The 23,995-nt window shown below is 58.8% G+C and carries 14 protein-coding genes and 2 pseudogenes; 9 read left to right on the forward strand and 7 right to left on the reverse strand.

The window, feature by feature from the left end; genetic code table 11:
* Positions 1–956: 956 nt before the first annotated feature.
* From AAC645_RS07205 to AAC645_RS07225, 6 genes and pseudogenes are all read left to right on the forward strand, one after another.
* Positions 957–1,520, forward strand: coding sequence for a VOC family protein (locus AAC645_RS07205; protein WP_340314901.1), 564 nt, complete (start codon positions 957–959; stop codon positions 1,518–1,520).
* A gap of 1,487 nt (positions 1,521–3,007) precedes the next feature.
* Positions 3,008–3,325: pseudogene (locus AAC645_RS20410) on the forward strand (TonB-dependent receptor plug domain-containing protein); the annotation flags it as partial.
* Between the two features lie 120 nt (positions 3,326–3,445).
* Positions 3,446–5,500 (forward strand): TonB-dependent receptor, encoded by a 2,055-nt coding sequence (locus AAC645_RS07210; protein WP_340314903.1) that lies wholly within the window; start codon positions 3,446–3,448, stop codon positions 5,498–5,500.
* A 338-nt stretch (positions 5,501–5,838) separates the two neighbouring features.
* Positions 5,839–7,545 (forward strand): CocE/NonD family hydrolase, encoded by a 1,707-nt coding sequence (locus AAC645_RS07215; RefSeq protein WP_340314904.1) that lies wholly within the window; start codon positions 5,839–5,841, stop codon positions 7,543–7,545.
* Between the two features lie 106 nt (positions 7,546–7,651).
* Positions 7,652–9,244 (forward strand): tannase/feruloyl esterase family alpha/beta hydrolase, encoded by a 1,593-nt coding sequence (locus AAC645_RS07220; RefSeq protein WP_340314905.1) that lies wholly within the window; start codon positions 7,652–7,654, stop codon positions 9,242–9,244.
* Positions 9,245–9,253: 9 nt separating this feature from the next.
* A pseudogene (locus tag AAC645_RS07225) lies at positions 9,254–9,450 on the forward strand (Tn3 family transposase); the annotation flags it as partial.
* Between the two features lie 968 nt (positions 9,451–10,418).
* On the opposite strand, the gene AAC645_RS07230 reads toward AAC645_RS07225, so the two are convergent.
* The 4 genes from AAC645_RS07230 to AAC645_RS07245 form a co-directional block, all read right to left on the reverse strand.
* Positions 10,419–12,806 (reverse strand): TonB-dependent receptor, encoded by a 2,388-nt coding sequence (locus tag AAC645_RS07230; RefSeq protein WP_340314908.1) that lies wholly within the window; start codon positions 12,804–12,806, stop codon positions 10,419–10,421.
* A gap of 398 nt (positions 12,807–13,204) precedes the next feature.
* Positions 13,205–14,491: an alpha/beta fold hydrolase gene (locus tag AAC645_RS07235; protein ID WP_340314909.1), complete on the reverse strand. Its 1,287-nt coding sequence runs from the start codon at positions 14,489–14,491 to the stop codon at positions 13,205–13,207.
* Between the two features lie 145 nt (positions 14,492–14,636).
* A complete protein-coding gene (locus AAC645_RS07240; protein ID WP_340314911.1) occupies positions 14,637–15,812 on the reverse strand; it encodes an alpha/beta hydrolase in 1,176 nt (391 codons plus the stop codon).
* A 56-nt stretch (positions 15,813–15,868) separates the two neighbouring features.
* Complete coding sequence (locus AAC645_RS07245) at positions 15,869–17,107, reverse strand: acyl-CoA dehydrogenase family protein (RefSeq protein WP_340314913.1); 1,239 nt, start codon at positions 17,105–17,107, stop codon at positions 15,869–15,871.
* A gap of 208 nt (positions 17,108–17,315) precedes the next feature.
* Here AAC645_RS07245 and AAC645_RS07250 point away from each other — a divergent pair, with 208 nt between their 5' ends.
* Positions 17,316–17,723 carry a nuclear transport factor 2 family protein gene (locus AAC645_RS07250; RefSeq protein ID WP_340314914.1) on the forward strand — a complete coding sequence of 136 codons (408 nt, stop codon included), beginning with the start codon at positions 17,316–17,318 and terminating at the stop codon, positions 17,721–17,723.
* A gap of 263 nt (positions 17,724–17,986) precedes the next feature.
* Here the strand turns inward: AAC645_RS07250 and AAC645_RS07255 are convergent, their stop codons facing one another.
* Genes AAC645_RS07255 through AAC645_RS07265 form a run of 3 tightly spaced genes read right to left on the reverse strand, consistent with a single transcriptional unit; the run spans position 17,987 to position 21,023 of the window.
* The gene (locus AAC645_RS07255) at positions 17,987–18,688 is read right to left on the reverse strand and encodes an NIPSNAP family protein (protein ID WP_340314915.1); all 702 of its coding nucleotides are present in this window, start codon (positions 18,686–18,688) and stop codon (positions 17,987–17,989) included.
* On the reverse strand, positions 18,685–20,385 hold the full coding sequence (locus AAC645_RS07260) for an FAD-dependent oxidoreductase (RefSeq protein ID WP_340314917.1): 1,701 nt from the start codon (positions 20,383–20,385) through the stop codon (positions 18,685–18,687). The genes AAC645_RS07255 and AAC645_RS07260 overlap by 4 nt, the downstream gene beginning before the upstream one ends.
* Positions 20,382–21,023 carry a VOC family protein gene (locus AAC645_RS07265; RefSeq protein WP_340314918.1) on the reverse strand — a complete coding sequence of 214 codons (642 nt, stop codon included), beginning with the start codon at positions 21,021–21,023 and terminating at the stop codon, positions 20,382–20,384. Before AAC645_RS07265 ends, AAC645_RS07260 begins: the two co-directional genes overlap by 4 nt.
* Before the next feature lie 201 nt (positions 21,024–21,224).
* On the opposite strand from AAC645_RS07265, the gene AAC645_RS07270 reads away from it, so the two are divergent.
* Both AAC645_RS07270 and AAC645_RS07275 read left to right on the forward strand, forming a co-directional pair.
* On the forward strand, positions 21,225–22,733 hold the full coding sequence (locus AAC645_RS07270) for an AMP-binding protein (RefSeq protein WP_340314919.1): 1,509 nt from the start codon (positions 21,225–21,227) through the stop codon (positions 22,731–22,733).
* Between the two features lie 312 nt (positions 22,734–23,045).
* Positions 23,046–23,993 carry a flavin reductase family protein gene (locus tag AAC645_RS07275; RefSeq protein ID WP_340314920.1) on the forward strand — a complete coding sequence of 316 codons (948 nt, stop codon included), beginning with the start codon at positions 23,046–23,048 and terminating at the stop codon, positions 23,991–23,993.
* Positions 23,994–23,995: the final 2 nt, after the last annotated feature.

The following is a 23,995-nucleotide window of genomic DNA, read 5'->3' on the forward strand; positions in this document are numbered from 1 at the left end:
CGCGGTCTGGACAATATTGGTCAGCGTCTCGGGGGTCAGGTCATTGAAGGATTGCGGCACAAGCATGTCATTGTCCTCAAGTCTTATTATTATCGAGTAGCAGTTGGTCGTCACCCGATTGGGGCCGGCGCCATTCCATATATTTCCGTGGCGAGAGCGTCCATCTCCCGGTCGGGCCGGGCCTTGCGTTCCGCTATGGGGTACTCTGCATCCGCCCCGAGAAGGTAACGCGGTTCTGGATCGGGATCTCGATAAGCCGCGCCGATCTTTTCGGCGACCTGCGCGGCAGAGCTCATCTGCGACCAGTCCGCTCCTTCCGAAAGGGCGACGAATTCCATACACTCTCAGAAAGGGTAGAGTGATCCGGTCGCTGGTGGAACTGACGAGGACCAACCGGCCATGCTGTCGTCGAAGGGCCGGCATGCTTGCTTGATACACCGCAAGGCAGGCCAAGGCGTTTATCTCCAGTGCCGCTCGTGCCGCGGCGAGAGGAATGGTCTCGAGGGGACCCTGCCCATCGGTCGCTGCACAGACAATGACACCGCCAAGGTCGCTGTTACCGCCACTCAACAGAACGGGTTGTTTCACATCGAGCCTCTGATTCCACGTCTGAAATTCCGCATTTCCGGTCAGCCCGATCGCTATTGTGGTTGCGAGGCCTCACGCTGTCGCGCCCCAGGTGCTCCTTTCGCTATGTTGTTTTGGAGTTGCGACCGCACCGATGCAATCTCGCAGCTTTGACACTCGGTCCACTTTGTCAAACAGATCGACCTCTACCGTTGACGAGTGGCGACCGCTGAAGGAATTACACCTTCGCAGATAGCCACGGCGATGCCTCGTTATGATGATCGGAGGCAGTTCTTGCAGGGCCCATATGGAGCGGGAACACTGATAACAGCCTCCGGCCAATTGCGCGGCAAAAAGAAAACCTGAATGGTAAAGAGAGAGAGTAAGTTATGAGCAGATTTTTCGGCTCCGCAATGCAGACTGCATTCGTTGTTCGCAATATCGACGAACAGATCCATCGCTGCGTTGAGGTCGGCATCGGCCCCTTCTTTGTCGATCCGAATCTGATCCTGCGCATGCGCTATCGCGGTCAGCGTCGCGAAGTTCCGGTTTCCATAGCCATCGCCTATTCGGGCTCGATGATGTACGAATATCTCCAACCGCTTGACAACACGCCGTCTCCCTACAGTGATTTCCTGGCGGAACATCCTGAGGGCGGCATGCATCACCTCGCCTATTTCTGCGATGATTACGATGCGGCCCTCGCCCAGGCCAAGTCACGCGGCGGGGATTTTGATATCGTCATGGAACTTTACACTGCTGATGGCAACCTGATGGAAACCTACCTTGGACCGAAAAATCGTCCCGACGCGATCCTGTCGCAGTTGAACGTGGAGAGCGTGTTCGGCGATTTTTTCAAGAAAGCGGAAGCCGTCGCGGCCGAATGGGACGGAACGCGTCCAGTGCGTTCATTCATCGACCTGCTGCCGGTTTTGCCGCCACCTGCGACCTGACGGCTGACACGTTCAAATCTATTCACCTTTCAAGGACGCTGCGTTCAGCGTGGTGCAGGATATCTATAATTTGGTGGGCCGTGATCTGACCTCACGCCGGGAGGAAGGCTGCCGACGCCTTCAGTGTGGTTATTCCATCAGTGCTTGGCTTTGCCGCATCCGAATTGCCCGGTGGATACGTAACGCGGCCCGTAATTACGGCCAGATGCGTCCGCGCCAGGCTTAGCAGTCGGTGACTGAACGGCCTTGGCGCGGCTCTTGGGCTGAGCTCAGGGTAAGCTCCTCCGGAAAGAATAATCCATCATTTTGCGTCCATAACTCCTTTGGCCTCTCTGGACCAAGTTCACAAATCCGTTCACGCCCCTCGCCGAAAGGCCCCCCACGCTGATCGGGCATCGGCGCGAAGATTCTGGTCTAACACGCGGAATGGCACATCCGGGATTTTTGACCCGGGTCAGCATCTTTTTGATCAGCTCACGCTCAACAGCCCAGAAGGCTGAATCTCCATTCCCATTTCGGCACCGAGTGCGAGAGCCTTAATGGTTGAGGGAGTCACTGGGCTGCTTTGCCTACCGCGTGACATCGCTGAATATGCGGATCATAGCAGGCAGCAGGTGGATCGCGATGAACTGCGTGTCCAAATGGGAAGCGCAGCTCCGCAGGCGAGCCAGGCATTCGCATGGGACGCATCCCAAGCTGAGTTGATGCAGGAGCTTTCGATCAACATCGGTTCAAGCGGCTCGCGAGCTCCGATATCATACCACGCCACCGCCCTGCCGTTGCTCCGCGGGCTTTCAACCGGCGTGCGCGTGGCGCCAAGCCGACGCGGACGAAGCGGCGGCCTATAAGCGGCGTAGAAACTGCCGTTGTCGCTAGCCTCTCAACGATGTGCGGCCACCTGTTCGTCTTCGACGCGCTGCAATCCGAAAAACCAACCTTGTCTAATGCGGCGGGGACAGCATTGCAGCGCAAATGCCTTCATTCAGATAACGGCTCCGGTTTGTGAGGGCCCCGGATTGAATGTCGCGTTTTACGACTGCTTTCCGGGCGTAGTGGGATTTGTTCAATCAGGGGGAGAAGGACATCAACCGTATCGTACCTTCTGCGGCAGCCGGTGCCCTGAGTCGGAAATCGCCAATCTCGCGCTGGCCGCCCTTGGATGTCGGCTACGCGCAGATCCTCAAATCATTCTGCGCGGGAACAGAATTTTGATCCAAGGCAGCGGCTTCAGCGCGCGCGCTGCATGGGAGGTTACGTGCCCCGACGTCGATGCTTGTACTGTAGCAACCGCGTCTCTGGCTAAATCGAGCGGCAGGGAAAAGATCCGCCGCTAATCACATCGAGAGGGGATGATCATGATAGCAAGGAATTCATGCCTGTTTACACTGGCGACGTTGGCAAGCCTTTACCCGGCTCATGCCCAATCGGCGGCCGTCACGCGCGGGACCTCTGAACCGCCTTCGGCCACGAGCGACGAGATTATCGTCATGGCGCGGCGCCGCGCGGAGAATGTGCAGAGTGTGCCGATTGCCGTAACAGCACTTAGCGGCGCTAAACTCGATGCCCTTGTCGTGAACAACCCCAACGATCTGAACAAAATCTCCGGTCTCGCGACCAACACTTGCAATTACGGCCGAGACTGCTTCAATCCCTCCATTCGTGGACAGGGCGCCAGCTTCAACACCGGCCAACAATCGGTGGTAGCCTATTTTGCCGAAGTGCCAAACTTCGAGCCATCCTTCTACGATCTCGAGAGCTTCCAGGTTGTGAAAGGGCCCCAGGGCACCCTGTTCGGCGAGACGGCGACCGGCGGCGTCATCCTCTTCCAGCCGCGCAAACCGACCGACGAGTTTTCAGGTTATGCCAGCGGGCAACTCGGCGACCGCTCCTATAAGCAGTTCGAGGGCGCCGTCGGCGGTGCGATCGTGCCCGACAGGCTGATGGTCCGGGTCGCCGGGCAGTGGCGCAAGCGCGACGGGTTCACCACCGGGATACCGTCCTACACTCCGGAACACACGAAGCTTGACAACATCGATAAGGCGCAGTGGCGGGTATCCGTGATCTGGCGGCCGACAGATACCATCGAAAACTACACGGTCTACGCCGGCAGCCACACGCGTTCCAACGGAAATGGCGCGGCACTCGTCTATTCAGACCCCCGCTTCCAGAACCCTTTCGCGCGTGATTTCGCGCCGGCGACGTTCCCCTCGACGGCCGCGGCGTTCGAGTTTCTCGCGGGCTATGCGCCGCCGGCTGGCAAGACCTACGCCCAGTTCGCAACCGACGCGCTCGCGCGGCAGACTCTCGCAGGACCGCGAAAGACCTTTTATAATTACAATTTGCGCGGTCACAGCAGCTTCACCGGCTTCGTGAACCAGACCCGATGGGAGATCACGCCCAATGTGACGCTGAAGAACATATTCGGAGTTTTCTGGAGCAAGTCGACGAGCCCGGGAGCAGATATCGATGGCGTGGATGTCCCACTTCTCGATACTCGCGGCTTTTTTGCAGCCGGCACCACTTCCAGCACGTCTGGACGCCACAATACGCGCGGCGGTTTCCCCTCACGACAGTGGCGCAACGAAATTCAGCTGCAAGGCAAGGCTTTCGACAATCGCCTCGATTGGCAGACCGGCTTCTACTACCGCCAAAACGCGATCCGAGACTGGAATCCGAATCAGGGATTTCTCGTGGCCTATGGCGGCGTGATCGGCGATCCGATCAATGGCCCCATCAACCCCGCCGACGGGACATGTGCCGCGGCCCCAGACGGTATTTGCAGGACGACGTTGGCGCGAAGTTCCGCAACGAGTTACGCCGCCTATGGCCAGGGCACCTTCGCGATCACGCCCGAGGTGCACGTCACCGGTGGCTTCCGCCATACCTGGGACCGCAGCCGTTCCGACATCACGCTGACCCAAAGCTATCTGGTCAACTTCAAGGGCAATTATTTCAGCCTGCCGGTCATGGGCCGCGATTCGCTGCCGGGCGCGCCGATCACTACGACCAGGGCGCCCACGGCTACCGCGAACACCTATACGATTGGCGCCGACTGGCAGGTCAGCCGGGGCTTGTTCCTGTACGCCACGCACCGCACCGGATACAAGGGAGGCGGAATCAACGGCAATGCTCCCCTTAATAACCCGCTTCGCATCTTCGGGCCGGAGAAAATCAAGGATGTGGAGATCGGCGCCAAGGCCGATTGGGAACTCGGCGGCATGCGCGGCCGCACGAACATCGCCATCTACAAGGACTGGTACAGCAGCATTCAACGCAATGTGATTCTGCCCAATGGCGGCGGCCAGACGGTCACCAGCAACGTGGCCGACGCAACCATCCAGGGCATTGAATTCGAGACTTCCGTCAATCCGACGCCGTGGTTCCAGCTATCCGGAAGCTTCGTACTGACTGACGCCAAATACTCCAAGTGGATCGACAATACGACGTGCGCTGCCAACTATTGGTATGAGCATTGCGCCGGGCTGCCCGGAACTACACCCGTCGTGATTGATCATGCCCGCGGAAACCTCACAATCGGAAGCTTTAGCAAGAAGTTCAAGCCTGACGTCTATGGTGATACTTCCAAATACATGTGGAATATCCAGCCGTCGCTTCTATTAAAGCCTTGGATCGATGAGGACATCACGCTGACGGCGAATATCTACCATAAATCCAGCTTCATCGGCGGTGACAATCCCACCAACACCTCCGTTCTGGCCGACACCTCTCCTCTTACGGTGCAAAGCGCGCTCGGTCCGAACAGCGATCCCTATCTCCGCAAGGGCTATACAATAATGGATTTGCGGTTTGATTGGCGAAACATTCGGGGCAGCCGATTCAGCGCGGCTGGCTCGATGACCAATGTCACCAATAAGACGTACATCGTCAGCGGCATCAGTTCGTTCACCCTCACCGGAACACAATATGCTCAGCTCTCCGAGCCAAGGAGCTGGTATCTTCAGCTGCGCTATGACTTCTAGAGCAGCCGAACGCCGGGTTCTGCCCTAGGACTGGAGCGGCCCAGCGGATAACGCTGGGCCGCTCAAGCACCTTCCCACTGACCGCGCCTGATTGAACCGTGGCATCAAGCGTCAAATAAATGCAGCCACGTGTGAGCCCCGGCCTATCACCGCGACCGCGAGATCGGAGAATGGAAATGGCGGACTCAAAGAAGAAGACGATGTTGATGGCGGCAGTACTGCTCGCGTCGTCTGCGGCACCGGGAATTACCCAGGGTCCGACCGCCGGCGATATCGCCGACTATCAGCCGGGCGCGGCAACCTATAACGGCTGGGTAAAATCATCGGAATATGTCTCGATGCGCGACGGGACGAGGCTCGCCGTAGAAATCTACCGTCCAACCGACCGCGGTGTGGTGGCATCGGTGCCTCTGCCGGTGATACTGCACGCGACACCTTATCATCGAGCAAGCGACGATCCTAAGACGCTCAGCCTCTCCTCCGGCGCGTCGCTTGCTAACGAACTGCTTCGGCACGGTTATGTGATCGTCTCGGCCGATATTCGCGGGCGTGGCGCTTCATTCGGTCAAGGGGTGATGACCAACTTCGGCGACACCGAGCGCAACGACATGTACGATCTCGTCGAATGGGGGGGGCACCAGCCGTGGAGCTCGGGCAAGGTCGGAACGATGGGGTGTTCTTACCCCGGTCTGACGCAACTTTGGGCTGCGAGCGCGGCACCGCCCAGCATGAAGACCATGGCGGCGAGCTCGTTCGTCATCGACAGCTTTCCCGCTTTCATGGTCAACGGCGCGACACAGACCGCGTTCTTCGATGTCGTTGAGAAGACCATGTACAGGCTTGACGTTACGAACGCGGGGCCGCGGGTGGATACCGATACTGATGGCAAGCTGCTCCAGGCGGCGACCGAGGATCACAAGCGCGGCTGGGCTGCGGGGACGCCATCGATGCAGAAGGTGCGGGAAGCAGCGCCGTTTCGCCTTGACCCGGTTACTGATCCAAAGCTCGCCCGCCCGCTGGCCGATCATTATACGATGATCCCCAACATGCGCATGGCAGGCATCAGCGAACTGCAGTTCTCCGGTTGGCGGGATATCGCCACTGATCAGGCATTTGCGTTCTATGGCACAGCTGCCAGCGCCGGAATCCGCCAGAAGATGATAATTGGGCCATGGAAACACTGTGAGTGGTATTCGTCTGACAAGTATAACTTGTCGGCGGAACATCTTCGCTGGTTCGATTATTGGCTGAAGGGCACCCAAAACGGAGCGATGGACGGGCCGCCCATCCGCTATTACGTCGGCGGATCCCCAGCCGGGCAGGAATGGCGCACCGCCGACCGCTGGCCCATTCCAGATGTGACGCCCACCAGCTTTGCCCTCTGGAGCGACGCGGCGGGTGACGCGGGCGGCGCGCTTCTGCCTGCCGCCAGCGCCAGCGCCCGCCGCGGGCGCTATACCTATACCGCAAACTACGAAGCTTCGACGCGCGCTATCCGCGGACGGTTCAATTTGTTTAGCGATCCGGCGCACCCTCTCACCGACGACACCGCGACGCTCGACGCGAACGCGGTCCTCTTCGCTACTGAGCCATTCGCGACGGATACCGAGATCATCGGCTACCCGCTGCTCAACCTCTGGATTTCGTCGACGGCCAAGGATCAGGATTTCTTTTTCTATCTCGAGTCCGTCGATCCGTCAGGCAAAGCGGAGCTGATCGGGGACGGGGCGATCCGGGCATCCAATCGCGCAACACGGCAGGCCCCGTACGAAACATTCGGACTCCCCTGGCATTCGAGCATGCGCGCAGACCAGAAGCCGCTGGTGCCGGGTAAGGTGGAGAAGCTCGAGGTCGCGCTCTATCCGATGGCGCAGCGAATCCGCGCCGGTTATCGGTTGCGGCTTGCCATCACAAATTCTGATAAGGGCAATTTCGATACGCCCGTCGTCACGCCAGCACCGAAGGTCACGATCTACTTCGACAAGGATCACCCGTCTGCGCTCACGCTTCCAATCAAACAGGCAAGTCAAAGCGCAAGCCGCTAAGCTCCCGGCGCGCCACGGAAGCCCCTGACGCCGTGGCGCGACCGGAGCGGCAAAACCGCCTTTCATTCGCCAGAGTCCTAATCACACGCTTTGCTAGGAGAGCGATATGTCAAAGAAGCGCATCAGTCTTTATGTCGGTGGATTGACTTTGATGGCGGGCGCAGCCGTCCCGGTGCAAGCCGCTACGCCAAGCGGGCAAGGCAGCGATGCCGGACGCTGCGCAGCGCTCAAGGACATCGATCTTGGGCCAGACACACGCGTGACAAACGCGACGATGGTTCAGACCCAATTCAAGATTCTCGAACCCGATTATGGGAGCGGAGAGGCAACGCCGCCGCCCGCCACCACAAAGCCGTTTTGCCGGGTAGAGGTGCTCGCTAAGCCTGACCAATCGGAGATCCATTACGAGGCATGGCTGCCGGTGCCAGCGGACTGGAACGGCCGCTTCTATGGGGTGGGGGCGGGTGGCTTCGGCGGGAGCATATCGCTCAGCGGCCTGGCGAAAGCCATGGATCAGGGTTACGCCGCCATGGCGACAGATTACGGCCACCGCTCCGCGCCCGCTGGGCTGATGTGGGCAGCCGGGCAGCCGCAAAAACTCGCCGATTTCGGCTATCGAGCGGTCCACGTCTCGACGACCGGCGCAAAGCGGATTGCAGAGAAGTTCTACGGCAAAAAGCCGAACTATTCCTACTGGAACGGCTGCTCGCGCGGCGGAGCGATGGGGATGGTCAATGCCCAGCGCTGGTCTGCGGATTACGACGGGATCGTGGCGGGCAATGCAGCGCGCGACTGGATCCGCTCGATAACATCGTCATCCGCCTATATCTTGCGGCAGGTGCGCGATCCGGCGGCGCGTATCCCGCCGGCGAAAATTCCATTCATCCATGCCGCCGTGATGCAACAGTGCGACGCAAGGGACGGCCTGAAGGATGGCCTGATCAGCCAGGCCGGTCAGTGTCACGTCGACACGAAAAGGCTCCTCTGCAAGGCCGGCGAACGGGAGGATTGCCTGACCCCGGGGCAGGCAAGTGCTCTCGACGAGATTTACACCGGTATCCGTAGGAGCAATGGAGACCGGCTCGCCTATCCCTATATGCCAGGTTCCGAGCAGGGCTTCGTGTTTTTGGGAGCGACGAGCTTTGCTCCGGGCGGTTTCTGGGGGACGTCAGCGAATGCGGAGTTCTGGGCCGGCTTTCTCTATGAAAATCCGGCCTTCGATCCGGGCAAGTCGCTCAATCTGGAAGAAGGCTACGACTATGCCATGAAAAAGCTGAGCTGGATACTCAGCTACCAGGATCCCGACCTCTCGCCGTTCAAGCGCGCGGGTGGCAAGCTCATCATGTATATGGGTGAGGCCGATCCGCTGCTTTCGCCCCTCCTAGCCACCGAATATTACCAGGATGTCGTTAAGACCATGGGACAGGAGGCGGCAGACGAGTTTGTGCGCTACTACGTCGCGCCGGGGGTAGGCCATTGCTCGGGCGGCGATGGTCCCGATGTGTTTAACATGCTCAAGCCAATTCAGGACTGGGTAGAGAAGGGGATCGCGCCAGCGGCGGTGATCGCATCGAAGTTCAACAAGGAAGGTCAAGTCGTGCGCACTCGTCCGCTCTGCCCCTTCCCGCAGGTCGCGCGCTACAACGGCAAGGGCAGTGTCGATGACGCAGCCAGCTTCTCCTGCGCCAAGCTCGACTAGCAGGAGCAACTCGTCAACGTCGCGCCGCATGCGGCGCCCTATGTGCTCGACGGCCTCGCAAGCCATGGAACCGATCTGAGGATCGTCGAGCACTATAACCGCCACCGGCGGTGCGATCGATTATACTTCGCCCTTTGCGCCATGCTGAACTTTCGCTTCTGCCCGCGCCTGCAGGATATCCGGACAGGCGCCTCGCGACGCTCGCCACGGCCGGGAAGATCGACCTGAGCTTTTCTCCAAGAGCGGCTCGGGGCGATCTAGGAGGATAGAACCCATCCAACGCCGCCGTCGACACGACTGGATAGCAGGGCTGGCGATCCTCAAGCACATGACGATCTCGAACGATACCCTGTGTGCCCACCGGCTCGAGAAGCGAAGAATTCTTCCAGCACAAGCCACCGCCGACAGTTCATAGCTGACCCGCGGGCACCAGCGCGTGGGCGAGGAACGGCTGATCGCGGTGGTCCAAGAGAGCCTGAGCGTCGCTACCCGGACCGGAGAGGCCAGGCTGCCGGAATTTTCAGGGATCATCGTCGATACGGCGGTGCAGGCCAAGAACGTGATAATTCCGACTGACGCCCGCGGATGCAGCTGGCGCTCGAGCGGCTGTGCGGCTCGCCATGGTTCATGGCAGCATCCGCTTGGGGCAACCCGAGGTCGAATGCATCGGCAAAGGCAAGGCGGGTGTGCCCTATGAGTTGGGCGTTTAGGTCGGCGTGACCAACCTAATGGCCGCTGCAAGGGCGGCCAGTTCGTCGCCCAGGTCGCAGCGCTGCCGGACAATCCGCAGCCTGTCCCCCGGCGACGGCCATAGCATCGTCAAGGTCATTCCCGCCGGCGAGGCGCAGATCGGCGCCGGGCACGCCCGGATCGTCGCCGATGCCGGCTACCGCGGCCACAACGCCCCCGAGGTATCGCTTCCGGTCTTCACCTCAGACCGGAAGCGCGCGTCAACCAGACCATCAAGCGCGAGTTGCGACGACGATCCGCCGTCGAACCCTTCATCGGCCTGCTCAAGGCCGAGCCCAGCGGGCCGCAACTATCTCGCCCATCAATCCGGTGATGCCGCAAACGCCATCTTGCCGCAGCCGGATACAACGTCCGGCTCCTGCTCAAGTGGATGGTCCTTCTTTCGAATGGCTTCTCGGTGATGGGCGAACCGCCCGGCCTTCTGTTAGAACTTGAGCACCCCCTGTAGACGAATTTGCCGACCGCGCAGCACAGGTGCCGCCAAATCCGCCTGGCCACCCGCCGTCGCCGTACCGGTACGAGCAGCGACACCCGTAAGTGATACGCCATTGGCGTCCGTGAATACGGCCTGATTGGTCAAATTCTCTCCGATCAGGGCGAGTTCGAAACGATCCTCGGCCAGACGGAGACGCGCGCTAGCGCTGAGCGTCACATAGTCATCCTGGTGGCTGCCCGCCGCGAGCGACAGGTTGGTCCAGTAGCCCGAGTTGTAATTCGCGTCAGCTGTTATAGTCAGCCCCTTACCTCCGGGCAGATCCGTTGAATAAGAGAACCCGGCCGCACCCGTCCACGTCGGGGCGAGCCGCAGCGGCCTGCCCTTTAGATCCTGTTTTTGAAATTGACCGGTGGCCTTGGGAACAAGATTGCAGCCCTCGGCGATAGTCTGACCGGTGAAGCAATCGGCGATAAAGAACGTGTAGCGCGCCTTGTTGTAGTTGGCGCTGCCGTGGATCTCGAAGCCTGGCAGTTCGCTGGGACGATAACCAAGTTCGGCCTCGATTCCCTTGATCCGCGCTGCGCCAGCGTTGGAAACATTCTGGACGAGAGTGACCGGATTAAAGGCCGAGACCTGCAGATCGGAATATCTGTAGGTGTACCCGGTCAGGCCAAATCGGAACGCACCGCGCACGCCCTTGATACCCGCTTCGAAACCACGCGCTTTTTCGGGGCGGTATGACAAATCAAGATTTGGAGTGCCGCCCGTATTTGCGGTGTTGAAGCCTCCCGAGCGGAAGCCATTCCGGAAAGCGCCGAAAATGTTGAGCTGCCTGTCGGGGCGCCACGAAAGGGTAACTTCAGGAGAGAGATTGTCGAAGGAGACGTTCGGCTTCGCCGTGGCCAGCAGAATACCGCGCTGGAACGGGCTGAGCTTCTTCTTTTCCTTGCTCCAGCGAGCACCGCCCGCCAGTTCGAGTTGCGGAGTGATAGCCCAAAGCCCCTGACCAAAGAATGAGTAGGCCGTGCCGTTGATCCGAAACTCGCTGTTTGCCGTCAACCTTCCGGTCCCGGGAGCGGGCGCGGCTCCCAACGCAAAGTTGTCGAGGATGATATCTATTCTATTATAGTACTTCAGGTCTTGGTAGAAGGCGCCAATCGTGAAGTTGACCGGCCAATCCGAGCGAGACGTAACGAGGCGAATTTCCTGGGAAAGCTCTCTACGCTTGGACTGCGGATTCACCATCGCAAGCGCAACCGGCATATACGTGGCATCGCCGATGTTGCGCTCCTTCAAATCGTAAATACCGGAAACCGATGTGAAGGCGATCTGCGGTGCCACATTGTAGTTAATCTCAAGGCCGCCCAGGTGCTGGCGCGATCCCAGCCCGTTGCGGCGCAGCGAACCCGGAAATTGAGCGACGATGTTAGGGCTTGGGTCAGCGACATAATTGACGAAGTCTGGCTTGCAATCGTCGACGGCGACAGGGAGACCGACGACTTGCGGCGCACCTCTCGGGCAATAGATGCGCTGGTTCATGGCCAGCGTCGAAGATCCCTTGAGACGATTGTAGGAATATTTCGCCCGAACCAAGAGATCGGACGAGGGGCGATAGAGTGCGGTGCCCCGGACAAAAATCTCGTTGGCGGCCGGATTCCGGCGCCGACTAGGCTCAAACGCGAGATTGGGAACGAGCGGCGATTTGTTGACGATATACCCTTCCATGTCGCGGTACGCGACCACGGCCCGGACACCCAACTCATCGGTGATGGGGCCGGAAGCGATAAATTGGGCCGTCTTCTCCCGCGCCTCGAACTCATAGTCGACCTTGGCTCCAAACTCCGTCTTCGCTCCCGGATCGGCGCTTCGCATCGATATAATGCCGCCAGGGCTGTTCTTCCCAAAGAATAGCGCCTGCGGACCTTTCAAGACTTCCATCTGCTGAAGATCGATCAGGCCGAGGCGAACGAAGTGGCCAGTGCCCACCGGAACGGAATCTATGACAAACGAAACGGCCTGATCCGTGGACGGGTTGTTCAGTCCGGTCGTGACGCCTCGGACTGCCACACCGCCGCCAGAGCCAGAATTGGCGCTCGTCACGACGAGACCGGGCGTCTGGCTGCTCAGGGTGAGCAGATCGGACGCCCCATATCTTTCCAGTTGCTCGCGCCCCAACGCCAACATGGAGACCGGCACCTGGATACTGGTCTCGTTGCGCTTTCTTGCGGTGACGATAATTTCGGCGCCAGCATCATCTCTCGGGATGGCAGCCTCAGGCGTCTCTGTGCTTGCAGGGACGGCTTGCGCCCAAGCGGATGCAACAAGCGCGTTCGTGCAAAGCAGTATTGCCGAACTGCTGAAAACCCTAAAGTTCATCTACCTCTCCCAGACAGCAGCCGCTGCAGTTGACGCCACGCAAAGCGCGGCAACCGATTATTTCGGCGTCCTCCAGATTGTCCTTTCTCACGGCAGATATTGAACAGATCACCGTGCTAAGTAGAAAAGGCCAGGAGATTTTTCGTACAAACGCCCGGTACACTCACTGAATATCCGTAGAAAACGACATAGAAACCCAACGTGATGTGCTACAATCTCAATGATGTCATCTGGGTCGCAATGCTGTCCCCATCTCAGTAGACACCGGTCATTCCTGGATAATGCCGCTCGGCCGAACAAAGCCACGGGATCTCGCCCTGTTACAAGTGATCCGTCAGTTCAGAATATGGACGTCCGACGGACGGTTCGCTGACGATCCCGAACTTTGACCTGGACGCCTAGTCGATGCCGAACCGGTCACGAACCCAATCGACGACCATTGCGGTCCCTTCCCACATGCGGGGGCCTGGCTGGCCGTCCGGCATTATCTTGAGCCCGTAATGATCAATACCCTCGACGATCTTCAGGGTTTTGTCCGACGCGGCCGCCATGGCGTACATCTCTTCGACTTCACTCAACCGGGTTCCGCAATCACCGGCATAATGAACTATCAAAAGCGGCGCCGTCTGGTTCTTCAGGTTGCGAACCGTGCATGCCTTTGAATAGTTTACACTCCAGGTACTCAACCACGCCCTCGGCGTAATATATCGCGCGAAACCACTGGCCCTGTAATTCTCTTCATGCGGTTTGCCCGTGAAGTAGCTCATCACGTTCCGGCCGTCGGCTTCGATGCCGGTGTCGACGAAGGCAGGACATGCCGTAGTCCTGTATATGACCATGACCTGCTCGATCTGAGCCGCTCGCTTCTGGGCGAGAGAGGCGCCGTCACCCAGCTTCCTGGCCAAAGCAGCGGCCTCATGGCTTCGCTCGATCAGAGACAAGGCGCGCGCGTCGATTCGACTCACTCTCTCAGCTTGCGCAGCATCGTAGCGAGCCAGAAAATCGGCGCCGTAATGACTCGATGCGGGCGGGAGCACGAAGCCGTTCCGTGCATCGTACATGTCTAGTCTGGCATCGGTCGCCAGCGGATCTCCCTCGTCGACGACCGCGGCGTCGATGAGCTTCCGCATGACCCCGCCTTGGCCGATATGCCCTCCGATGATCGCGAGGCCATCTGCCACCGGCAAATCGAAATCATTCAGGTCGAGCGGGTCGCCCGCCGGCGTCGCCCGCAAACGTTGACCAGGGGCCGCACTTGCTTGTTCCTGGTAGAATGCCGCCAGCGTCCCGCCTCCGCTGTTGCCGACCAACACAATTTTTTCGCAGCCAGCCTCCTTCAGGCGTCGAATACCCGCAGCCATGTCGAGAAGGAGATGCTCGTGCGTCGTGGCGCTGTCGTTGTTCGGCCATCTACTGGATCGGCCCAGCGCTGCACAACCCGCCCGGACAAGCGGAATGATATTGTAGTTCGTCGATTGGTCTGCCCGAGGGTGCATCATATGGATACCCACCTTTGGCTTCCGACCTTTCGGCAGGTACAGCAGCCCGCGTGACGGGGCGCGATCCTCAGCGCTTAGCTCTACCGGGCGCAACTCCACGTCATCGGGAACATGCGATAGGCTGGTCCAACCGAATGAGGGGTTCTGAACGCTATTGCCGACGTAATTCTGGTCCTGCACAAGCATGGTTTGGCCCTTCGCAAAATATATGAGGTCGGATACCCGCCGAGATGGTCACAAAATCTTGTGTCCTCCTGATTCTCTTGACCTGATCCGTCTTGCGGAGGTCACTGGAGAGATCCCGTCAATCATATGCAACACTAAAGAACGACTAAGAGATAAGCCTTCGCGCGCTGAGCCACCCGAGCGTTTCCTCTGTCGCTCGGCGTAGAAGTTCCGGCTGCCCCGCGTAATAGTGGGTTGCCCCCCTAATGACTTCGTAGGTCTTATCCTCCGACCCAGCCGCCTTGAAAACGCTCGGGCAGTGATCCTGCGGTACAGCATCATCAGCAGAATTTTCGATGACGAGGAGCGGGACACTTATGTTGGCTGCGCAATTCAGGCCGTCCGCATTTGTGTCATCGATCGACCACTGGGATAGCCAGGCGCGCAAGGTCGAAAAGCGTGCCAAGCCGACAGGGCCCGAATTGGCAGTTTCGGGATGGCCCAAGTAGCACCAGCCGACCGTCCGATCATTCGGATCCAATCGCGGATCGAGAAAGCGAGGGTCCGCCAAGGTGCGATGGGTCACAAAACCACGCTCCAACTCCAGGCCGTTCGCCTCTTTCAAGGTTTCCAGCCGCGTTTTCACCCAGGATGTGATCCGTCGGACCCGCTCGAGTTGTGCAGCTCGATACTCAAGCATGAAGTCCCGGCTGTAAGGCGGCTGGTTGGGGTTCTTGGGATTGTAGATGTCGAGCCACCCATCCCGGATGTCCGGATCCTGCTCATCCCGGACCGAAGGATCGATGATGTCGATCAGGAGACGCGCTCGCGAAATATGTGCCGCCTGGAAGATCACGGCCTCCGCGGGGAGAAGCCCTGCTGCCGCAATGTCTATGGGATCTCCCGCAGGCGTTGTGGTGATAGAGGGGTTCTCCGCCTGCGCTTGATACATGAGAGAGAGCGAGCCTCCGCCACTCCAACCCACCAGGACGATCTTTTCGTACCCCAGAACCTGCTTGGCATGGCGGATGTAAGCTCCGAGATCGAGCAGCACCTTTTCCAGTATGCACGCTGTGTCGTTGCGCGCGTACCGGCTGCCGGCGCACAGAACATGTGCTCCGTTTCGAGCCGCTTCACGCGGAACCGGCAACAGTTGCAGCGTCGATGCCGGATGCATGAAAATCAGCAACGTGCTCGAAGATTTACCCTTTGGCCGGATCAGAACGCCTTCGAGGTTGATAGCGCCCTGGTTGCCGGAAAAGCCGTATGTCTCAACAAACGCCGACTGCTCTTGGTAAGCAACGTGGATCCATTCGAATTCGATATCATATCCGGCGGTCAACGATCTCTCCCCGGGCAATTTTCGGCCAGTTGAGCGGATGCCCTCCGCAGCGAAGGCTATTTGCCGTCGACCATCGAGTTGGGAGCCAATCCGATCAATGAGCGCCCATAGGCTTCCGAGGCTCCGTCCCATTCAAGGAGAGCATGGGTTGAGATGACATTGAGGTCCCGTGCAAACCGCTGCACCGGGTTGTCCAGCGAATGGGATCCGGACCCTGCGATTTCGCTGATACGCCGGACGGCGGTCCGGCACAGTTCCACCGCATAACAGATTTGCGCCCGCATCTCGACCCGCTGGGCCAAAGTCGCCGGCACGCCACTCTTCGCGATAGCTTCGACGCGGTGGCCTACAGCACGCATGATAGATTCAGCCGAATGCGTTTCGAGGCGAGCTGTTCCCAACCTCATATGTGCCGCTGGCCGTTCCGTAAGCTTTGGATCACCGCCGACGAGCCGCTCCTCCAAATATCGGACGGACCGACGCGCTCCGCCGAGCGAAGCGATCGCCGCTGTGAGGGCGAGCAGCACGGGCATAGATACCTGGAATATCCAACTTCCATGAAGCTTGGGGCCCCAAGCCGTTCCAGAGCGCAAAGCCGCTACTGCTAGCGTGCGATGTTCGGGAACGAACAGATTGTTGATTAGAATGTCGTTGCTTCCAGTTCCCACCATTCCATCGACGTACCAGGTATCAAGGACTGCTACCTCGCTGGTCGGCATGAGGAAGAACCGCAGTTCGGGGTCGCCCCCTTCCTGCGCAGCCATAGCTCCGACCATTATCCAGTCGGAATGCATCACACCGGTTCCCCATTTCCAGCGCCCGGTCAGGCGGTAGCCCCCCTGCGCAGCAACGGCATTACCGGGAGGATAAAGCGTCCCAGGCGCGGTAATGTATGGAAATTGGCTGAAGATCTCCTCCTGCGCCTCTTCGGGAAAATTGGCGAGCAGGTAATTATGTTCCATGCAGAACGCCGTTACCCAGGCAGTCGAGGCGCAGCCCTCGGCAACTGGCAGCACGGCATCGATAAACGTCCCAATGTCGAACTCGAGGCCGCCATATTTCTTGGGAACGAAATGGTAGAGAACGCCCGTCTTACGGATCGCAGACCAGACATCGTCAACGGGCCGGCGCAGTCGCTCTGCTTCTCGGGCATTGTCCGCGACCAGCGGTGCCAAGGCCTTCATGCGCTCAACGAGGATCTCTGGCGTGATCGAGTTCAGCTGTTCCTTAGATAGCCAATCGCTGTGCTGCGAATTTGGAATGAGCACTTCCTGAACCGCTTGCCTTACCGGCATCACTCTCTCCACCTTGGAACCAGTGAATCGACCTTAGCCGCGGGCTGTCCCGTGGTAAGTCTCCATTGACAGGGACCTTCGCGAGGAAGAGCCTGCAACCAGCCGATTCCGCGGCACCGTCCCGAGCCGAGGCTCGTCTATTCGAGCGGGGACTTTCAGTTGCGTTCAGCCGCAGCGCTCAGCGCGACGTTCCGGAAGGAAATAAAAGGTGACGGCAGGCGAGAACAAGGATCTTATCCGGCGCTTCGTAGCGTCTTATGAAAAAGGCGACATCGAAGGCCGCTTGGAGATGATGCACGACGATGTCGTCTGGTGGACGACAGGAGGGGATCTATTTCCCTATGCTGGTGCCCGCAACAAGATCGAGTATGCGGCTACGTCTCGGGCCGTAGCTGCCAAGGTCAAGAATTCTTTCCGTCTGGAGATCGTTGGGATGGTAGCTGAAGACGATTGCGTTGCCATGGAAGCAAAGGGTCACGGCGCCACACCTGCCGCCCTGCCCTACAACAATCTCTACCATTTCTTGTTCAAGATCAGGGATGGTAAAATTTCCGAGGTCAAGGAGTATATGGATACCCTCTACGCCAAGACCATCCTTTTCCCGCCAGAGGGCTAGAACTCGGAACAATTTTGCCGAAATGCTTCTTAGCCGGCATAAGCTATGTCGGCCTGTCAGGCCTCCGCTAGCGAAAATCGCTCCGCGCTCGACAAGGTGATCGAGTCACTCTGCACAGACGGCCAAGGTCCTGAATAACGCGGCGAACGATAACGCGCACTTCGTCTCGGCTATGAGTGCCGAGCCGGAACCGGAAAATCGGCAAGCGCAACAGCACGTCCGGTCGTGGCCCCTGCCCTCATCAATTTCGACATCATTGTTCCTCAAGCGTTTAAGGAGGTGCCCGCTGAGCGGAAAGGCAAGGGATCGAGCATCCACAGATCCATAGGTCCAATCGCAGGCCTGCCCAGCATGCGGCGCTCGGTTGCCCTCGCATCGCGCAACTCCGCATCCTCACGCAATTGTCGCCATCCCCGGTTCCGAGCGATCGCGTCTGGCCAGGCGAACATCATCGCCAACTTCGGCAGGCGCGATCCCGTAATACAATCCGACACCAGCAGAACCTTCCCGCCAGCTCGCCCGATCGCCGGCAGAAAGGCGTTTTGGAGAAAGGCATTTGCGGCAGTGGCTTGGCCTACTGCGACTTCAGCAAAAACAAGATCGTGACTTCCAGGGATATGATCCAGTTGGACTGTCGAAGGCCCGGGCATCCAGGCGGCATTCGACCGCACGAGGTGGATGTCGAACCGCTCGACACATTCCTCATCTCCTTGCGTTGTCGCTCTGACATGGTGCCAGTCGGCATCTCGATAAAATGCCGCCCAATGTTCTTCTCGCTGAGCCAGACTTTCATAGGCCATGGCATACACAAAGGTCGGTCCTGCAGCTCCGGCCGAACCTGTCCAGCATCCAACACAATCAATGGCGTGCCGCTCGAACAAGGCCGGCATATGCTTTTCGAACCGCTCGATCTCCACCTCTTCTCGACCCTGTATGATCGTGTAAACGCGGATCTCGTGGATCATGCCCGCTCGTCCGCACTTTGGGGCGATTCCCACAGGGACGCAGCATGGCTGCCGGCCAGATAGCCAAAGGTAATCGCAGGGCCGATCATCGTTCCCGCCCCGGGATAATTACCGCGAAGCACGGAGTTCATATCCAGGCCGCAGGCGTAGAGCCCTTCGATTGGTTGTCCAGAACGCCCCAGCACCTGCGCGTTCTCGTTTGTGCGAAGCCCCAATGTGCTGCCGCAATCCGAGGGATATAGGGCTAATGCAAAGAATGGTCCGCTGCGATCAATAGACCCCAGGCACGGATTTAGACCATGCTCCTGGTCGCCCAAAGCGCGTGTGAACATGTCCCCCCCTTTGCCGAAATCCTCATCCACGCCACTCATTGCGAAGCGATTCATGCGCGCAACCGTATCGAGCAAACCTTGGTGGTTGATCGACAGCTTCGCAGCCAGTTCAGTTAAAGTGGCACCCTCGATCAAATAGCCTTGCCGGACAAACTTACGGTACGGATAAGGAAAGGGTCGAGCGATCCCCATGCCGTATTTCCGGAGGAAGCGCTTGTCTCCGATCAACCAGGCGGGGACGGCTCCCCGCGCGTGCATGGCCCGGACCAGGACGTGATAGGGCGCTGCCTCATTTACAAAGCGTTCGCCCGACTTGTCGACAATCAGCGCGCCCGGCTTGCATCGATCGAAAGCAAAATGGGGATATCGGGCGATTTTTCCGCTGGGGAATCGATGGCTCGAGGCGGGCATCCAAATGCCGTTATCGGCATTCTCCTGATCCATTGTAGCGCCAACGGCCTGAGCCATTTGAAGGCCTTCGCCCATGTTGGCGGATGGCATCACGCGGAGATGCTTGTCAGGAAACGGAAAGTGTCGCTCAACAAGAGCCGGATTGGCGGAAAAACCCCCAGTGGCCAGGACGACGCCTCTGACGACCTTGACGTCTACCAGCGACGATGATCGGCGCGCCCGCACGCCAACCACGCGGCCCTTGACGTACAGAAGCTCCTCTACCTTGGACGATGTCTGAAACTCCACGCCCAGATCGATTGCGGACCGCAATAATCGCGCGATGAGCGCCTGCCCGCGGATCATGCGGGTGCCTCGGCGATACCGCAATAAATCAATGGCATAGCGCGCCATAAGCCTCGTGGCGACCTTGAATGAACGCCACCGCTTCCAGGAATATTGAAGGTCGACAGCTTCTGCAGCGTCGACCTGCATGCCACCAAAAACGGTCAGCTCGGGCATTGGCCCGCGCATCAGTTTCAAGAACGATCCCAGTTCGCGTCCATCATAGGGCAGCGGGAGCAGGCTCCGAGCTCGGGGGGTCGCGCCGGCTAGTTCCGGATGATAATCCGATCCGCCATAGCTCGAGAACCGAACCGCAGTCGTTCGAGTCTCGAGATGTGCGACCACCTTCGGCCCCTGCTCGAGAAAGGTTGCAATCATCCGCTCATCCGGCAGATTCCCAGCGACTGCCCGAATATATGCTTGGGCCGCGTCAAAACTGTCGGGAACGCCATCAGCATCCATGAGGGGATTGCAGGGCACCCACGCAGCCCCGCCTGACCAGGCCCCTGTGCCACCCAGCAAATCTGTTTTCTCGAGAACGAGAACACGACTTCCCGCCAAGGCTGCCGCGATCGCCGCGGTCAGGCCGGCGGGGCCCGACCCGACCACAATGACATCAGCCTCGCTCATTTTCCTTCTGAGCCCGGCTCCTCGTACCGCTGCCGCTCGTTGCGGATCAATTCGACCAACGCCTCCGAAACGTCCCGCCCCTCAGCCTGCGCCGCCTTCTTGGCATCGCACCACATCTTGAGATCGGCGCGCCCCTGTTCACCATGGCGGTTCCACTCCCGGTCCAGCGGCGTAGTGATCTCAAGGCGAATACCATTTGGATCGTGAAAATAGATGCTGAAGATGAGCCCCTTGTGATCCGTCGGGCCGATTACCGGAATGTCGTTACTCCGAAGCCATTCATACCAGCGCATGACTTCGTCGCGATCCTTGGCTTCCAGCGCGATGTGATCGAAGATTTCGTATGCGGGATGCGCCACGGGAGAGCGGGCCGGAAGACCGGGCGCTTCAAAAAATGCGATCGTCGATCCGTCCTGCATCCGGAAGAAGATGTGGAAATAGGGAAAGGCGTCGCCGGTCGATGGTACCTGATCATCATAGACCGTGCTGGCCAGCTCCATTCCCATGATGAAAGTGTAGAATTGGGCCGTGGCCTCAACGTCATGCGTGACCCAAGCGGCGTGATTGAGCATCAACGGGGTAAGCCCCGGATTCTCCGGCTTGAGCAACAAACGGCCTAGATCCGAAATTGGGTCCATACCGGATCACCTCCCAACGAGTTCACGATTGTGCTGATCGGCTTCTAGCTCGCCACCGAAGGTCTGGCTGTCCCCTCAAGCAGAGACGACGCGTCAGTTCTGTGAGTATGACTCCGAGGGGATACGCAGCAAGCTCTGCGCCCTTTAGGATGCGCCCGTCCAGTTCACTAATGATGGCTGCAGTGTCGGAGCACGGATCGGATGAACATATTTTCGCTGCTTGATTTTGGTGCCAGCCGCTATCCCACCGAGCCTGCCATATTTTCTGGTTATGAACGACATTGCAGTTGGGCCGAACTGCGGAGCCGCTCTCTAGCTCTGGCGCAAGCGCTGAAGGAGAGCTGTCAACCAACCGCGCGGGTAGCTATTATTGCAGATAATTGCCCCGAATATATCGAAATTTTGTTTGCGGTCTGGGCAGCAGGGTTGGTCGCCGTACCAATCAATGCAAAGCTTCATCCTCGCGAAGCCACCGATATTCTGACCGACTGCGCCGCCACGGTCTTGTTCATCGATACCAATCATCTGCGAGAACTCGAGGAGATTGTTCGATTGGCCGCGCCTGAGCTGCGCCTCATCTGCATCGGGGCGAGCGGTTACAATGGGTTGATCCAGGGGGACTCTACCGATCCGGCAATTGTCGACCCGGAGGACATCGCTTGGCTCTTCTATACGAGCGGCACGACAGGGCGCTCCAAAGGCGCCATGCTTTCGCACCGCAATCTTATGGCGATGACCATCGCGCATCTGGCGGACTTCGAAGCCTTGAGCTTCCGCGATTCCATTCTCCACGCCGCTCCTATGTCCCATGGCTCGGGATTGTATATCCTCCCCTATGTGGCACGCGCAGCGCGGCAGCTGATCCCTGCTTCGGGCGCATTCGATCCCAGGGAGGTCCTGAAAATCTGCGCACATCATAAGCGGGTAGGAATGTTTCTCGCGCCTACCATGGTGCAACGGTTGCGGCTCACGGTCGAGGAAAGCGGCTCAAAGGCGGAAGGGCTCCGCCACATCATTTACGGTGGCGGACCGATGTACCTCGACGAGATCAAGCGATCGATTTCGACCTTCGGCCCCATTTTCTCCCAGTTGTACGGCCAGGGAGAAGCACCAATGACTATCGCCGGCCTCCGAACCAGCGATTACGAAGGGGCAGATGACGCGCTGCTGACGTCTGTGGGATGGCCTCGTTCCGGCGTCAAAGTGGCGGTCGTAGATGATCGTGGCGAAGCACTGCCATCCCGTGAAATCGGCGAGATCGTATGCAGGGGAGACGTCATTATGAAAGGGTACTGGAACAACCCTGGCGCGACATCCGCCGCCTTGAGAAATGGCTGGCTATACACGGGCGACGTTGGTTCCCTTGATGCGGACGGCAAGCTCACTCTCAAAGACAGATCGAAGGACGTAATCATATCGGGCGGGTCAAATATTTACCCCCGCGAAGTCGAGGACGCCTTACTGACCCATCCCGATGTCCGTGAAGCTTGCGCCATCGGGCAAATCGACGCCGAGTGGGGGGAGATCGTTGTCGCATTCATTGTCAGGGAACATGGTAGCCAGTTAAGCGAAGCCGAACTCGATCAGCACTGCCTGGCTCAGATTGCCCGTTTCAAACGCCCAAAGCGCTACATCTTCGTCGATAGCCTACCAAAGAACAGTAGCGGCAAGGTGGTAAAAAGGAGTCTGGCCAGCACGTTGGCACCGTGACCGCTTCACGGCGGTCTGTGCCGAAGGGGACTGCAGCCCCCGCCAGCCTCGTTATCCTTGGGGGTAGTAGGTTGGATCGCCGTGAGAGACGTCAATTACGATGCCCCCTATCAGCGCCAGGGCAAATTTTCGCCCAAAGGCATATCGAGTTCCGAAACAGGTAGGCTTCGATTTTTGATTATCGCCAGCGTCAGCCGACCGCATCGCAGGTGCCTTAAAGCAGCAGTGGCTTCTGCGGCTGACCGTCGTTGTTAACGAGTGCTCATAGTCACGGTTGTCTTTAGACGTTAAAATCGACAAACATGAGGGACCATGCCTACAATTGATATCAAAGAGTTTAGAAAGGCACTTGGCGCTTTCGCGACCGGCGTAACGATCATTACCACCAGGGACGCCGACGGCGTCGATCGCGGCCTGACGGTCAACAGTTTCAATTCTCTTTCTCTAGACCCCCCTATGGTCCTGTGGAGTTTGTCCAAAACATCGTCGGCTCACGGAGCTTTCGCCAAGGCTGCGCATTGGGCTGTGCATGTACTCGCGAATGAGCAGGAGGAGCTCGGAGTTAGATTCGCCTCCAAGCGGGAGGACCGATTTGATGGCCTGCCCATTGAACGTTCAGAGTCGGGGATTCCACTGCTCCTGGGATGCAGCGCTCGTTTCGAGTGCCGAAAATCCTTCCAATATGACGGGGGCGACCATGTCCTGTTTGTTGGCGAGGTGACGGATTTTCAGCATGAGCGTCGCACACCGCTCGTTTTTCACGGGGGTACGTTCTCTACCACATCACGCTTTCCTACCTCCGACTTGGATGTACTGTCGTCCGATCTCGCCTATTTGCTCGTCCGAGCATTCTTCCTGATACGAGCACCCGTCAGCGAACGGACCTCAGCCGTCGGCCTGAGCTTGGACAAGGTCCATATCCTCGCCTTGCTTATGCGCTGCAATCGGACTCGCGCCACCATCGACGAATATCTGCGAGATTCGGTTAGCGGACCATCCCAGCAGCTGATTGACGAGCTTGTGGCCGACAACCTCATCAAAGAGGACGGCCAATCCATCGTGACGCTTTCCGATCGCGGGCGGGCGACATTGCTCGAACTCGTAACCATTGGACAAGCCCGTGAAGCCGACATCGTGACGGACCTCACACCCGAAGAGGTCATAGTGCTGAAGATCTTGCTTAGCCGGCTAACAGGGAGTTCCGCACCAGCAGACAGGAAATTACTGGAAGCGTTATGGGCGCCTGCAGGCGGGGTATAACA

This window comes from Rhizorhabdus argentea (assembly GCF_037861105.1).
Taxonomy (GTDB): domain Bacteria; phylum Pseudomonadota; class Alphaproteobacteria; order Sphingomonadales; family Sphingomonadaceae; genus Rhizorhabdus; species Rhizorhabdus argentea.

Bases quoted from the DNA above. Each gene is read 5' to 3' on its own strand.
- AAC645_RS07205 (WP_340314901.1), top strand. From the start codon at position 957: ATGAGCAGATTTTTCGGCTCCGCAATGCAGACTGCATTCGTTGTTCGC.
- AAC645_RS07215 (WP_340314904.1), top strand. From the start codon at position 5,839: ATGCGCGACGGGACGAGGCTCGCCGTAGAAATCTACCGTCCAACCGAC.
- AAC645_RS07220 (WP_340314905.1), top strand. From the start codon at position 7,652: ATGTCAAAGAAGCGCATCAGTCTTTATGTCGGTGGATTGACTTTGATG.
- AAC645_RS07230 (WP_340314908.1), bottom strand. From the start codon at position 12,806: ATGAACTTTAGGGTTTTCAGCAGTTCGGCAATACTGCTTTGCACGAAC.
- AAC645_RS07235 (WP_340314909.1), bottom strand. From the start codon at position 14,491: ATGCTTGTGCAGGACCAGAATTACGTCGGCAATAGCGTTCAGAACCCC.
- AAC645_RS07245 (WP_340314913.1), bottom strand. From the start codon at position 17,107: ATGCCGGTAAGGCAAGCGGTTCAGGAAGTGCTCATTCCAAATTCGCAG.
- AAC645_RS07255 (WP_340314915.1), bottom strand. From the start codon at position 18,688: ATGATCCACGAGATCCGCGTTTACACGATCATACAGGGTCGAGAAGAG.
- AAC645_RS07260 (WP_340314917.1), bottom strand. From the start codon at position 20,385: ATGAGCGAGGCTGATGTCATTGTGGTCGGGTCGGGCCCCGCCGGCCTG.
- AAC645_RS07265 (WP_340314918.1), bottom strand. From the start codon at position 21,023: ATGGACCCAATTTCGGATCTAGGCCGTTTGTTGCTCAAGCCGGAGAAT.
- AAC645_RS07270 (WP_340314919.1), top strand. From the start codon at position 21,225: ATGAACATATTTTCGCTGCTTGATTTTGGTGCCAGCCGCTATCCCACC.
- AAC645_RS07275 (WP_340314920.1), top strand. From the start codon at position 23,046: ATGCCTACAATTGATATCAAAGAGTTTAGAAAGGCACTTGGCGCTTTC.